The organism is Hymenobacter telluris (assembly GCF_017313265.1).
Lineage (GTDB): Bacteria > Bacteroidota > Bacteroidia > Cytophagales > Hymenobacteraceae > Hymenobacter > Hymenobacter telluris.
Genome location: NZ_JAFLQZ010000016.1, coordinates 45,440 through 58,973, shown reverse-complemented (window position 1 = coordinate 58,973; position 13,534 = coordinate 45,440). Strand labels below are relative to the sequence as shown.

Genomic DNA, 13,534 nt, shown 5'->3' with positions numbered 1-13,534 from the left:
ACTGTATATCTACGGCAGCCGTTGCCGCAATGCCTCCAGAGCCTCGGCGGTTTTTTGGCGCTCCTGCTCGTCTTCGCGCTGGTCCTCTGCCTCGTCGTCGTCGGGGGCTTTGTGGTCGGTTTGCTGGGCGGGCGTGGGTATGCCGTTGGCGAAATACGTGAGTAGCTCCTCGCGGAGAGCGGGCGTGAGGTGCTCGAACTGGCGCTTGTGCAGCTCGCGCAGCAGTTCCCCATACGATTCGTCGGCTAGCTGGTAGGCGGTGGCGCGGGCGGGTTGGCCGGTGTCGAGGTTGGTGTTGAGCAAGTGCGGGCTGCGGGCAGTGGTATCGGGGGGCAGTTGGGCGGTGAGGGTGCAGAACTGCCCCAGCACGGCCCGGTAGCTTTGCCGAAACTGCCGCTCCCCTTCGGCGCTGGGTAGCTCGAAGGCGTAGGTTTTCAACGGCCCGATTTTGGGCAGCAGGTTGATGACGCGCGCCGCCATCCGGGCTCCAAAGCCGGGCTTCTCGTAGTCGGTGCCAAACTCCTGCTCGAACCGGCGGCGGTTGGTTTTGTAGAGGTACTCGCGGCGCCGGGCGCGGGGGCTCACCCGCCGGATTTCCCGGTGCTGGCTGTGCCAGGCCGCCCGCGCCGCCGCCGGCAGCAGCTGGTTGACGGCAAACCGAAACGAGGCCACACTCACGTCCACGTTCAGAAATACCTGCCCCAGCTCCAATCCGTACGTCTGCCGGAACGCCCGCTCCAGCACCGGCTTGCTCACCCGAAACCCCACGGCCTTGTGGTAGTCCTGGGTGCGGTAGCGGCCGGCGGCCACCTGCACTACATCAAACGAAAACTCCAGCTCGGTGTGCCGAATGGGTGCGTTTTCGTAGGTCACAATGGGGCCGTATTCGGCGCGCAAATCGGGGTATACGGTGGGCATGATGCGGTTGGTACCCTCAGGGTGCCCCACATTGTCGGCGGCGTAGTGCGAGAGGGCACCCAGGGCAAAGGCGTACTCAGTGGGGTTGCGGGCCTGGCGCAGCAGGTTGCGCACAAAGTCGCCGCTGCGGACGTAGTGCGTGAGGTTGGTGAAGAACTCGGCCCCCAGCGGGTAGTAGCCCATGTCCTGCAAGATGGCTCCTCCATAAGCGTAGCTTTTGGCCTCCATAAGCTGCACCGAGTCGGTGGTGGGGTAGCGCTGGCGCAGTAGCGGCACCAGGCACCGCTCCCAAGTGGAATCAATAACGGCCTGGTGGGTAAGCACCGAATAGGCCGCGGCCGGAGTAGCGGGCAGGGCCAGCAGAAGCACCAGCAAGAGGCGGAACACAGAAGGCATAAGCAGCGGAAACTTTCCGTCCCAACGGATAAGCAAGCTTGGGCGTTGCCGGGCACCTCACCCCCTAGCCCCTCTCCTCGGGGAGAGGGGGCACTAGACGTAGCATCTAGCTCTAAAAATCTAAAAGCTAGTTCCCCCTCTCCCCGAGGAGAGGGGGTTAGGGGGTGAGGTCCGCGCTGGGGGTTCCGGTGTTGCCTGCCTATCTTCCGCCCTCATTCTATCCTCTATCCTTCATGCCTACGCTACTCCCGCTCTTTCCCGCCGCTACCCTCCCCGCCCCCTTCACCCCCTACGACCCCGCCGCCGCCCTGCCCGACTTCGCGGAGCGGGTGCGCCACCTGCGCCGCTGGCAGCAGGCCATTGCCAGCGGCTACGTGCGCAGCCACAAAGAGGAAGCCTTGCAGGCCGAGTTTCTGAATCTACTCTTCGGGCAGGTGCTGGGCTACGAGTACCAGGCCACCACCCACCGCCAGCTGCAGCTGGAGCTGAAAACCCTCACCGACGGCACCAAGCCCGACGGCGCCCTCGGCGACTTTGTGGCCGCGCCCGGCGGCAGCCTCGGCGGGCCGGTGCGGGCCGTGGTGGAGCTGAAAGACGCCCGCACCGCCCTCGACGCCAAGCAGCGCGGCGGCGCGGGCAAAGGCCGCCAGGAAACGCCCGTGGAGCAGGCCTTCAGCTACCCCAGCAAGTTTGGCGGCCAGTGCCGCTGGGTGCTGGTCAGCAACTTTGTGGAGCTGCGCCTCTACGCGGCCCAGGACCAGAGCCGCGCCGAGGTGTTCAACCTGGAAACCCTACCCGACCAGCCCGAGCAGCTGCGCCGCTTCTTTGCCCTGCTGCTGCCCGCCCACCTGTTGCCCCCGGCCGGCCGCGCCGAGGCCCCACTCGACGAGGCCCTGCAACAGCGCCAGCAGGAAGAGATGAAAATCACGAAGGCGTTTTACAAAGACTACAGCGCCGCCCGCCGCCAATTGCTCGACCACCTCATTGAGCAAAACCCCGCGGTGCCGCCGCTGGAGCTGCTGGCCCACACTCAGAAGCTGCTGGACCGCGTGATATTCGTGTGCTTCTGCGAGGACAAGAATATCATCCCGCGCCTCACCTTCCGGCGCCTGCTCGATGCCGTGCGCCAAAACGTGTTCGACCCCGCCGACGACAAGGTGTACCGCACCGTGCGCGGCCTGTTCCGCAGCATCGATGAGGGCAACCCAGCCGCCAACATCAACCGCTTCAACGGCGGGCTGTTTGCCGCCGACGCCGCCCTCGATGCGCTGGTGATTAAGGACCGCACCCTCACGCCCGTGATTCAGCTGGAGCAGTACGACTTTGCCTCCGACCTGAACGTGAACATCCTGGGCCACATCTTCGAGCAGAGCCTTTCCGACCTCGAAGTGGAGCGCGCCCGCCTCACCGGGCAGGATTACAACGCCAAGCAGGGCAAGCGCAAGCAGGACGGCATTTTCTACACCCCCGAGTACATCACGCGCTACATGGTGCGGCAGGCCGTGGGCGGGTGGTTGCAGGAGCGCCGCCGCGAAGCCGGCCTCGATGCCCTCCCCGACCTCACCGACGACGACCGCGCCACCATCCGCCTGGGGGTGGGCAACCGGCTGGTGCAGCCCTCCCGCACCGTGCAGAAACACATTGCGGCCTGGGAAACCTACGCCACCGCGCTGGAGAACATCCGGGTGCTGGACCCGGCCTGCGGCTCGGGGGCGTTCCTGAACGAGGCCTTTGGCTACCTGCTGCGCGAGGGCCAGCACGTGAACCAGGAGCTGGCCGCCCTGCGCGCCGGCCAGGCTACCCTGTTCGACTTCGACCGCCACATCCTGCAACACAACCTCTACGGCGTCGACCTGAACCCCGAGTCGGTGGACATTACGCGCCTGAGCTTGTGGCTGCAAACCGCCAACCCCGGCAAGCCCCTCACCTCCCTCGACCACAGCATCCGCTGCGGCAACTCGCTCATCTCCGATGCCACCGTGGCCGGCCCCCGCGCCTTCGACTGGCACGCCGCCTTCCCCGAAGTGTTTGCCCAAGGCGGGTTTGACGTGGTGATTGGTAATCCGCCGTATGTGCGAGTTCAGAATATTTCGAAGTCAGAAATGACTTACTATTATGACAAATACACAACCCCAATAGGCAAGCTCGATATATCTATCTTATTTTTTGAAAAAGCAATTAATCTTATCAGTGAAAACAGCATTATATCATTCATATCTTCATCACAATGGATGCAAACTGATTATGGGAAAAACATTAGAAGATTGCTTTCAACTGGTTTCTTAAGAAGAATAACAGACTTTGGCTCACTACCTGTGTTTGAAGATGCAGATGCTTATCCAGCTATTTTTGTAATAAGTAACAGCATAAATAACTCTTTTGAATACAAGCAGATAAAAAACAAAGAAAATTTAAATTATGAGTTTATAAACTCATTCACAGGAAAGCTTATAGATACAAGTATATTACATGAAAGCGTTTGGACATTTGAAGGATTTGATTTAAATCAATCATTAGTTGATAAAAATATTATATTTTCCCCTTTAAGCAAACTGGGCAAAGCTTATATAGGCAATAAGACAGGATGGGACGCTGCATTTATTGTTGACACGAATACTATAAAAGATTTGCAACTTGAAGACTCAATTATTTTACCATATGCATATAGAGGAGAAGAAGTGAGCCGCTATACAGAAGTATATCCTGCTGCTAAGGTCATATATCCATACAGATCCAACGAAAACGGCAATCCTATTTTGATACCTGTGTCGGAATTAGAAAATGATTACCCGAATATTTTCAAATATCTCTCAAGATTCAAAAAAGAATTAATGGCTAGACTAGATAGCAGAAAACTTTATGCGTTTGAACACAACTTTTATAGGCACATGAGAGCGGGATCTTTTCAATATATTGAGGCAAAAAAGATTCTCCTTAAAGGCATTGACACAAGACCTCAAGTTGGTATTTTATCAGAAGGTTCATCTTTTAATGGCTCAAATTGTCCTGCAATTATCTTAAACGAAGGTTACAAAAACTCCATATCATTTGTACTAGCTATTCTAAATTCTAAAACAGCGAAATATTATCTTAACCACATTAGTCCGCCTAAGCTAGGCAACTATTACCGTTACAATCCAACAACTGTTTCTAAACTTCCCATTCCCAACATCTCCCCCGCCGAGCAGCAGCCCTTCATCGCCGCCGCCGAGGCCCTACTGGCCGGGCACAAGGAGCTGCACGAGGCCGAGGCCAACGCCGGGCGGCTGGTGCAGGCCGAGCTGGGCCTCACGGCGCCGCTCACGGGCAAGCTGGCCCTCGCGCAGCCCTGGAAAACCTGGAGCACCGCCCTCTCAACAGCCCTGGGCCGCAAGCTCACCCTCGCCGAAAAGGGCGAGTGGCTGCCCTACCTCGAACAGTTCCAGCAGCAGCAGCAGCAGCGCCGCGCCGCCCTCCAGCGCCAGGATGCCGCCCTCGACCAGCTGGTGTACCAGCTCTACCAGCTCACACCCGCCGAAATTGCGCTGGTAGAAGGGCCGTAGCCGCCTCCCGTTTTCTTTTGCACCTTTACGCCATGTACGCCACCGCTACCCTCACGCTCGACTACCGCGCCGATTTGGCTCTCCTCATGGCCCGCTGGCTAGCCGAGCCTTCCGCGCGTGCCCAGCATGAGGCCGAGTACACCACGCTGTTGCAGTACGGCCAGCAGCACCATACCTCCCGCTGGCTGCTGGACGTGCGGCGGCGGCCCCAGCCGTGCCCCCTCATGGCCGCCTGGATTGTGCAGGAGTGGCTGCCGCAGGTGGTGGCCGCGCTGGCGCCCCAGCGGCTACGGCTGGCCTACCTCATCTCGCCCGCCCGCGGCGAGGCCGTGCAGCAGGATACCGCCCTGCACGCCACCGTGCAAACCGCCACCCAACCCACCCAGCCCTACGACCTGATGGTTTTCGGCGACGAAGGCCTGGCCATGCGCTGGCTGCTGGCCTGATGCCCCCACCCGGTAGCCGCCCCCGCCCGCAAGCTGGCCCCACCGGCCACCCCCAAGCCGCCGTACCCGCAAACAGTCCTAAAATTCTATACTTTATCTTTTCCTATTTTAACTCAAGTTGCGGACTAGCCGCGTAGCGGCGGCAGGTTGGTAGCAAACCCCACCGAATTGCTTTGCAGCCGCGTAGCGGCGACAGAATGACCCGCGTTTCTGTCGCCGCTACGCGGCTGGAAACCAGTTTTAGCCCCTTACTACCAACCTATCGCCGCTATGCGGCTAGTCCGCAACTTGAGTTATTTTAGTTTTACCCAACTACCTACTACACTCCGTATTTACCGCTTTTCCTTCCCTCAACGCCAGTTACCGCTCCGACCTGGGCCAGTTAATCATCCGCTGGCTCACCGATTCCGACCTGCTGCTGCTCCAGCAGGGATACGCGGCCGTGCTCCGAGCGGCCCAGTTCTACGGCACCACCCATCTGCTGCTCGACATCCGGCGGCGTGATACCAGTAGCCCGGAAGCCGCCACTTGGATAACCGAGGTCTGGTTGCCCGAGGCGGTAGAAGCCATGGAGCCGGCCCGGCTGCGTATTGCCTATTTCATGTCGGCCACCCGCGACCAGCTTATGCGCACCAGCCCCGCCCTGCAACCCATCGTCCGCGACGCCATTGCCCGGGTGCATTCCTACGAAATAGCCCTGTTTCGGGACGAGGGCGAGGCCGTGCGCTGGCTGGCGGCCTGAGGCGGCGGGTTGAGCCCTCGAAAGCTGCCGCGCGGCCCCCTGCCAGTGGCCTGGAGGCCTGAGCCGGCGCGGCGCTGTTCTCGCGTTGCGGCGCAACGAGTACGGCGCCTGTCGCCCTTCTCGCTCACCGTCCGCCAGACCCCAACCTTAACCGTGCCTTACCAGTAAAAGAATCAGCCCGATTTACGGGTCGACTTCCTTTCTACTTCCAATGCTCGACACTGCTCCTCCCTCCACTCCCGTGCTGCAAACCGGCATGGGTGCTTTACCACACCCCGATGGCACCACATTTCGCGTATGGGCCCCAGCCGCCACGGCCGTAGCCGTAGTCGGCCCCTTCAACGACTGGGACGCCACCACCCACCCCCTCACCCACGAAACCGACGGCTATTGGGCCGCTGATTTCCCCGACGTTGCGGTGGGCACCGAGTACAAGTTTCAGCTGACCACGCCCACCGGCGAGCTGACCCGCAACGACCCCTATGCCCGCCAGGTGACGCACTCGGCCGGCAATTCCATCGTACCCGACCATAGCTTCGACTGGGAAGACGACCACTTCGAGATGCCCGCCTGGAATCAGCTCGTCATCTATGAGCTACACGTGGGCACCTTCAACGCGCCCAACCCTGAGCAGCCCGGCACCTTCCTGAATGTGGTGGAAAAGCTTGACTACCTGCGCGAGCTGGGCATCAACGCCATTGAAATCATGCCGCCCACCGAGTTTCCGGGCGGCCGGAGCTGGGGCTACAACCCCTCCCACCCCTTTGCCTTGGAAACCGAATACGGCGGTCCGCAAGCCTTCAAGCAGCTGGTGAAGGAAGCGCACCGCCACGGCATTGCCGTGATTCTGGATGTGGTGTACAACCACTTCGGCCCCGGCGACCTGGACCTCTGGCAGTTTGACGGCTGGCAGGAAAACGACGGTGGCGGCATCTACTTCTACAACGACTGGCGCGCCGAAACTCCCTGGGGCCACAACCGCCCCGACTACGGCCGCGACGCTGTGCGTGCTTACATCCGCGACAATGCTTTGATGTGGCTGGAAGACTACCGCGTAGACGGCCTGCGTTGCGACTCCATTTCGCACATCCGCAACGTGGATGGCACTAACGACCCCACCCGCGACCTGCCCGAGGGCTGGAGCCTGATGAAGTGGATCAACGAGGAAGTGCAGCAGCACATGCCCTGGAAGATTATGATTGCCGAAGATTTGCAGGGCAACGAGTACATCACGCGGCGCCCCGAAGACGGGGGCCAGGGCTTCTCCACCCAGTGGGACGCGGCTTTCGTGAACATCGTGCGCGACGCCCTCACCACCCCTTCCGACGACGACCGGGACTTGCAGAAAGTGGCCGAAACCCTCACCGGCGTGTACAACGGCGACGCTTTCCAGCGCGTCATCTACACCGAAAGCCACGACGAGGTAGCCAACGGCAAGCAGCGCGTCACCGAGGAAATCATGCCCGGTGCCGCCGACCACTGGTTTGCTAAAAAACGCTCCACCCTGGGCGCGGCCCTGGTATTCACTTCGCCCGGCATCCCCATGATTTTTCAGGGCCAGCCCATGCTGGCCGATGGCTACTTCTCCGACGACCAGCCGCTGGACTGGAGCCGGGCCGAGCAGTTCGGCGGCATGGTGCACCTATACCGCGACTTGATTGCGCTGCGCCGCAATTTCCACGGCCACACACGCGGCCTCACCGGCCAGCATACTGAGGTGCACCACCTCAACAACGATGCGAAGGTGCTGGCCTTCATCCGCCGCGACCAGTCGGGCCCCGGCGACACTACCGTAGTCATTGCCAACTTCGCCAACCGCGCCCACGATGCCTATACCATTGGCCTGCCCCGCGGCGGTAACTGGCGCGTACGCTTCAACTCCGACTGGGAAGGCTACGACCAGGATTTCGGCAACTTCGACAGCCTCGACACCCAGGCCGAAGAAGGTATCTACGACGACCAGGCCTACCACGCCTCGTTTGGGCTGGCCCCGTATTCGGTGCTGATTATCTCGCAGGAGCCGGGGTAAACCGGCGACGACGGTTCCCGCAGAGGGCGCAGACGAAGCGCAGAAGTCGCAGAACGTTCTGCGTACTCTGCGCTCCGTCTGCGCCCTCTGCGGGCTAAATCCGTTGGGGTTCAACTTCCACGCAGGCACTTATTTTCTTGTGGGCCCACGAAACCCTGCTTTTTATATCGGGTACATGCTATAAACAGGCTGGGTAAACGCCGCCAGAAACCTATCTTGCCGCTCTCCCACTCAAGCATCCACTGTATGCAAGTTCCTTCCTCTGCTCCCGCTCCTGTTGCTCCCGATGCGCTACTCGTTGAAGTAGCGTGGGAAGTGTGTAACCAGGTGGGCGGTATTTACACGGTTATCCGCAGCAAAGTACCCGCCACCATGCAAGGCTGGGACGACCGGTACTGCCTGCTCGGCCCCTACTTTGCCAACCAGGCCCAGGGCGAGTTTGAAGCCTACGACGACTACCAGCTCAGCACCCTCTCCGACCCGTTTGCCCGCGCCGTGCGCCGCATGCGCCAGCTTGGCTATGATATCTGCCTGGGTGTGTGGCTGGTAACTGGCCGGCCGCGCACCGTACTGCTCAACCCGTATCAGGCCTATCCGATGCTGGGCCAGATAAAGTACGACCTCTGGGACCACCACCGCATTCCGTCGCCCGACAACGACGATTTGCTGCACCAAGTGGAGGCGTTTGGCTACCTGAGCAAGATTTTCCTGCAAGTGCTGGCCTCCGAGAAAGAAGAAGAACAGCAGGTAGTGGCCCACTTCCACGAGTGGATGACCGGCGTAGCCATTCCGGCCCTGCGCCGCGACCAGACGCCGGTACACCTGGTGTTTACCACGCACGCCACCTTGCTTGGCCGCTACCTGGCCATGAACGACCCCAACTTCTACGACCACCTCATGCAGGTGGACTGGTTGCCCGAGGCTCGGCACTTCAACATCGAGCCGGCCGTTACCATTGAGCGCGCCGCCGCGCACGGAGCCCACGTGTTTACCACCGTGAGCGAGCTGACGGTGCGGGAGTGTATTTACTTGCTGGATAGGATTCCGGATGCTGTATTGCCCAACGGCCTTAACATCGAGCGGTTTGTGGCCGGGCACGAGTTCCAGAACCTGCACCAGCAGTACAAGAGCAAGATCCACGAGTTTGTGATGGCGCACTTCTTCCAGAGCTACTCGTTTGACCTCGACAAGACGCTGTACCTGTTCACGAGCGGCCGCTACGAGTACCACAACAAAGGCTTCGACCTCACGCTGGAAGCCCTGGCTCGGCTCAATTACCGCTTGCAGCAAAGCGGGCTGGAAGGCAACGTGGTCATGTTCTTTATCACCAAGCGCCCCTTCACCAGCATCAACCCCCTGATCCTGCAAAACCGCGCCATTCTGGATGAGGTGCAGGAAACCTGCGAGGCCATTGAGCGGCAAGTCGGCGAAAAGCTGTTCTACGCCGCCGCCGCCTCCACCGACCACCGCCTGCCCGACCTCAGCTCTATGGTGGACGACTACTGGAAGCTACGCTACCGCCGCACCCTGCAAAGCTGGAAAACCAGCAGCCTGCCGTCGGTTATCACCCACAACCTGATTGACGACCAGAAGGACGACATCCTGAACTTTGTGCGCAAGGCCGGCCTCATCAACCACCAGCACGACCGGGTGAAAATCGTGTACCACCCCGATTTCGTGTCGCCGACGTCGCCGCTGTTTGGCATGGAGTACGGGCAGTTTGTGCGCGGCTGCCACTTGGGCGTGTTTCCGAGCTACTACGAGCCCTGGGGCTACACTCCGCTGGAGTGCGTGGCCCGCGGCGTACCGGCCATTACCAGTGACCTTTCCGGCTTCGGCGACTATGTGATGCAGAACGTGGATGCCCACGAAGACAAGGGCATTTACGTGGTGCAGCGCCAGGAAAAGAGCTTCGACGAATCGGCGGAAGAGCTGACCGAGATGATGTGGAACTTCGTGCTGCTTACCCGCCGCGAGCGAATCATGCAGCGCAACAACGTGGAAAGCAACGCCGAAATCTTCGACTGGAAAAACCTACGCATTTACTACGACCGTGCCTACACTCTGGCTCTGGAGCGGCACTAGCGCCATCTGTTAGTTCGAGCGCAGCGAAGAACCTGAGTGCGCTATTAATTGCCCAGATTCTTCGCTGCGTTTGGAATGGCAGGCTAGTTCCTTGCCGAGACGCTGCTTATTTGTTTCGAGTACCCTATTACCAAGCCAACTGTTTTGCTTAAGAAGTACATTCCCACCTTCGTGCTTGCCGCCGCCGCCTTCACAGCGGTAGCGCACGAGTTTTGGCTATTACCACCGCAATTCTTTGTTGCCCCCGGCACCACGCTCAACCTCAAGCTGTTCGTAGGCGAAAACTTCACCGGGGAGCGGTGGGCTGGCAAAAGCAACCGCATCACCCGCTTTGTGCATTACGCCCCGCCGGGTGCGCAGGACCTACGCGCCACCGTTACCGCCGCCGATACGCTGCACCCCACCGTAACGTTTGGGCAAGCTGGTACGCACATGGTAGCGCTGGCTACCAACAACGCCACGCTTACGCTGGAAGCCGAGAAATTCAACGCCTACCTCAAGGAAGAAGGCCTCGACAACATCCTCTTGCAACGCCAGCAGCGCAACGCCCTTGATAAGCCCGGCCGCGAAGCGTACAGCCGGTGCGCTAAAACGCTGGTACAGGTTGGCCCCTATTCCTCCGCCGATACCAGCCGCGCCTGGAGCCGTCCGGTTGGGGGGGCGCTGGACCTTGTGCCCGAGCAAAACCCCTATGCCCTCCGGCCCGGTGGCTCGCTCACCGTGCGGGTGCTGGCTGATGGAAAGCCCCAGGCAAACCAACTAGTACAGCTATGGCAACGTAGTCCTAATCAATCTGTAAAAATTACCAAGCTCTACAGCAACCAAAACGGCCGTGTGCTGTTTCGTTTAAACTCCGCTGGGCAATATATGGTGAGTGCCGTGCGTATGGTGCCCGCCAGCCTGCCGGATGCTGACTGGCAAAGTACCTGGAGTACCCTTACGTTCGGTTTTAAGGGAAATTCAAGCCGTTGAGGCGGCCTTCTAAAGTCACTGATGTTGGTACCTGAACACAGGTTCAACGAACATTTTTTTGTTACCTTCGCAACTCCCTAAAACCCCGAACCACCGACGGCATGAAGTACTCGATTGATAAAAAGGAAACGTACACGATAATTACGATTGACGAGAAGAAGCTCGATACCACCGTAGCTCCTGACTTGAAATCGGAATTTGTAAAACTGAATGCTGAAGGAATCAACAACCTGATTCTGGATCTGACCAACGTGAAGTACACCGATTCGTCGGGACTTAGCTCTATCCTGATTGCCAACCGCTTGTGCAATTCTACGGGTGGTTTGTTGGTACTGACCGGTTTGCAGGACCACGTCATGAAACTCATCACCATCAGCAAGCTGGAGTCGGTGCTGCACATTCTGCCCACGGTGGAAGAAGGTATTGACCGGATTTTCCTGCACGCCATCGAGCGGGACCTGACCAGCAAAGAATAGGTTTTCAGTTGTCGGTTGTTGGTTGTCAGTTGTCAGGTATCGTACTGACAACCGACAACCAATTTGCTTTTAGGCGGCCCGGCTGCCCTTCACCGGCCCAACAACACTCAACTAACAACCACTTTGGAGTTCGAGCTGAAAATTCTGGGTAGCGCGTCGGCCACGCCCTTTCTCGACCGGCACCACACGGCGCAGGTCCTGACGGTGGGCAACGCGCAATACCTGATTGACTGCGGGGAAGGCACCCAGCGCCGCCTCATGGAGCATAAGCTGCGGCATCAACGCATCAATACCATTTTCATCTCGCACCTGCACGGCGACCATTATTTCGGGCTGTTTGGGTTACTGGGCACCATGCACCTCAACGGCCGTACCGAGCCGCTGCACATTTTCGGGCCCGCAGGCCTCGATGAGGTGCTGACCATGCAGTTTCGGCATTCGTTTACGCAGCTGTGCTTTGAGCTGAATTTCACGGCCGTTGATACCACTCAACACGCGCAGGTATATGAAGACAAGCACGTAACGGTGCATACGCTGCCCATGCGGCACCGCATTCCGTGCTGCGGCTATCTGTTCCGGGAGCAGCCCCGGCGCCGGCCACTGGTGAAAGAGAAGCTCCCCCCCAACCTCACCCCCGTTCAGCTCACCAGCCTTACCCTCGGCGAAGATGTGCTTGATGAAGCCGGCCACGTGCTGGTTCGCAACCTCGACGTAACCACCGAGCCCCGCCCGCCGCGCAGCTACGCCTACTGCTCCGATACGCTCTACACCGAAAGCCTCGCCGACCTAGTGCACGGCGTAGATTTGCTGTACCATGAGGCTACGTTTCTGGAAGAAATGCGCGACCGGGCCGCTACCACGCATCATTCCACGGCCCGCCAGGCGGGGCTGCTCGCCCGCCGCGCCCAAGTGCAGCGCCTGCTTATCGGCCACTTCTCCAGCCGCTACCGCGACTTACAGCCCCTGCTCACCGAAGCCCAAACCATGTTTGAGTGGACCGACCTGGCAGTGGAAGGCCTAACAGTGAGCGTGTGAATTAAAAATTAAGAATTGCGAATTAAAAGTCTGTTCCTTCTACCGGCAGACCTGCTTTTCCGGTTCTATTGGGCACGAGAAGCCGGATTTGTGCCGGCACAAATTGCTCATGTTTAATTTTTAATTCTCAATTTTTAATTAAAGAGCATGTCTCATAAAAAACAGCAGCTTTACTTGGTGCTCAGCGGCATTTTCATTGTGAATGCGCTGCTGGCCGAAATTATCGGGGTCAAGATTTTCTCGGTGGAGGCGCTGATGGGGTTGCCCGGCAACCTCACGGCAGGCGTGCTCATCTGGCCGGTGGTGTTTGTTACTACCGATATTATCAACGAGTATTTCGGTAAGGCTGGCGTGTTGCGCATTAGCTACCTCACAGTAGCGCTGATTCTGTTTGCCTTCCTGGTGATTTACGCCACCACCAAGCTGCCGCCGGCCGCCTTCTGGCTGGATGTCAACAAGACCGATGCGCAAGGCCGGCCGTTCAATATCGATTTCGCCTACCAGAGTATCTTCCGGCAGGGGCTGGGCATTATTGCTGGCTCCATTACGGCGTTTGGGATTGGGCAGGTGCTGGATGCCACGGTATTTCAGGCGCTCCGGCGGGCTACCAAAGGCCGCTACGTGTGGCTGCGTGCCACTGGCTCCACGCTGGTGTCGCAGCTCGTCGATTCGTTCGTGGTACTGTACGTGGCCTTCTACCTGTTCGGCAACTGGACCATGGACCAGGTGCTAAGCGTGGCAAACACCAATTACTGGTATAAATTCGCCGCGGCTATTCTGCTTACGCCGGTGCTGTACGTAGCTCATTTCCTCATCGACCGATATTTGGGCGAGGAGGTTACGGCCGAGCTACAGCAGGAAGCTGCCGCGAATGTGAGCGTGTAACAAGTGCG

General features: G+C 59.1%; 10 protein-coding genes. 9 read left to right on the top strand and 1 reads right to left on the bottom strand.

Annotated elements, in window-relative coordinates; translation table 11 throughout:
- Positions 1-9: 9 nt before the first annotated feature.
- Positions 10-1,314: a zinc dependent phospholipase C family protein gene (locus J0X19_RS19185; protein ID WP_206986040.1), complete on the bottom strand. Its 1,305-nt coding sequence runs from the start codon at positions 1,312-1,314 to the stop codon at positions 10-12.
- Between the two features lie 233 nt (positions 1,315-1,547).
- Between J0X19_RS19185 and J0X19_RS19180 the strand changes: the two genes are divergently transcribed.
- The 9 genes from J0X19_RS19180 to J0X19_RS19140 all read left to right on the top strand — a co-directional run bounded on the left by J0X19_RS19180 (position 1,548) and on the right by J0X19_RS19140 (position 13,526).
- Complete coding sequence (locus tag J0X19_RS19180; RefSeq protein WP_206986039.1) at positions 1,548-4,856, top strand: Eco57I restriction-modification methylase domain-containing protein; 3,309 nt, start codon at positions 1,548-1,550, stop codon at positions 4,854-4,856.
- A 32-nt stretch (positions 4,857-4,888) separates the two neighbouring features.
- A complete protein-coding gene (locus J0X19_RS19175; protein WP_206986038.1) occupies positions 4,889-5,302 on the top strand; it encodes a hypothetical protein in 414 nt (137 codons plus the stop codon).
- A 442-nt stretch (positions 5,303-5,744) separates the two neighbouring features.
- Positions 5,745-6,044, top strand: a complete 300-nt coding sequence (locus tag J0X19_RS19170; protein ID WP_206986037.1) for a hypothetical protein — start codon at positions 5,745-5,747, stop codon at positions 6,042-6,044.
- A gap of 211 nt (positions 6,045-6,255) precedes the next feature.
- Positions 6,256-8,073 (top strand): alpha-amylase family glycosyl hydrolase, encoded by a 1,818-nt coding sequence (locus J0X19_RS19165; RefSeq protein ID WP_242583022.1) that lies wholly within the window; start codon positions 6,256-6,258, stop codon positions 8,071-8,073.
- Positions 8,074-8,319: 246 nt separating this feature from the next.
- Entirely contained in the window at positions 8,320-10,158 is a 1,839-nt protein-coding gene (locus tag J0X19_RS19160) for a glycosyltransferase (RefSeq protein WP_206986036.1), read from the top strand.
- A gap of 144 nt (positions 10,159-10,302) precedes the next feature.
- Positions 10,303-11,130, top strand: coding sequence for a DUF4198 domain-containing protein (locus J0X19_RS19155; protein WP_206986035.1), 828 nt, complete (start codon positions 10,303-10,305; stop codon positions 11,128-11,130).
- Between the two features lie 101 nt (positions 11,131-11,231).
- Positions 11,232-11,606 carry an STAS domain-containing protein gene (locus J0X19_RS19150; protein WP_022825949.1) on the top strand — a complete coding sequence of 125 codons (375 nt, stop codon included), beginning with the start codon at positions 11,232-11,234 and terminating at the stop codon, positions 11,604-11,606.
- Between the two features lie 123 nt (positions 11,607-11,729).
- On the top strand, positions 11,730-12,641 hold the full coding sequence (locus J0X19_RS19145) for a ribonuclease Z (RefSeq protein WP_206986034.1): 912 nt from the start codon (positions 11,730-11,732) through the stop codon (positions 12,639-12,641).
- 147 nt (positions 12,642-12,788) lie between these two features.
- On the top strand, positions 12,789-13,526 hold the full coding sequence (locus J0X19_RS19140; protein WP_206986033.1) for a queuosine precursor transporter: 738 nt from the start codon (positions 12,789-12,791) through the stop codon (positions 13,524-13,526).
- Positions 13,527-13,534 lie beyond the last annotated feature (8 nt).

Coding starts and splice junctions, on each gene's coding strand:
- J0X19_RS19140 (WP_206986033.1), top strand. CDS start 12,789: ATGTCTCATAAAAAACAGCAGCTTTACTTGGTGCTCAGCGGCATTTTC.
- J0X19_RS19165 (WP_242583022.1), top strand. CDS start 6,256: ATGCTCGACACTGCTCCTCCCTCCACTCCCGTGCTGCAAACCGGCATG.
- J0X19_RS19150 (WP_022825949.1), top strand. CDS start 11,232: ATGAAGTACTCGATTGATAAAAAGGAAACGTACACGATAATTACGATT.
- J0X19_RS19185 (WP_206986040.1), bottom strand. CDS start 1,314: ATGCCTTCTGTGTTCCGCCTCTTGCTGGTGCTTCTGCTGGCCCTGCCC.
- J0X19_RS19160 (WP_206986036.1), top strand. CDS start 8,320: ATGCAAGTTCCTTCCTCTGCTCCCGCTCCTGTTGCTCCCGATGCGCTA.
- J0X19_RS19175 (WP_206986038.1), top strand. CDS start 4,889: ATGTACGCCACCGCTACCCTCACGCTCGACTACCGCGCCGATTTGGCT.
- J0X19_RS19180 (WP_206986039.1), top strand. CDS start 1,548: ATGCCTACGCTACTCCCGCTCTTTCCCGCCGCTACCCTCCCCGCCCCC.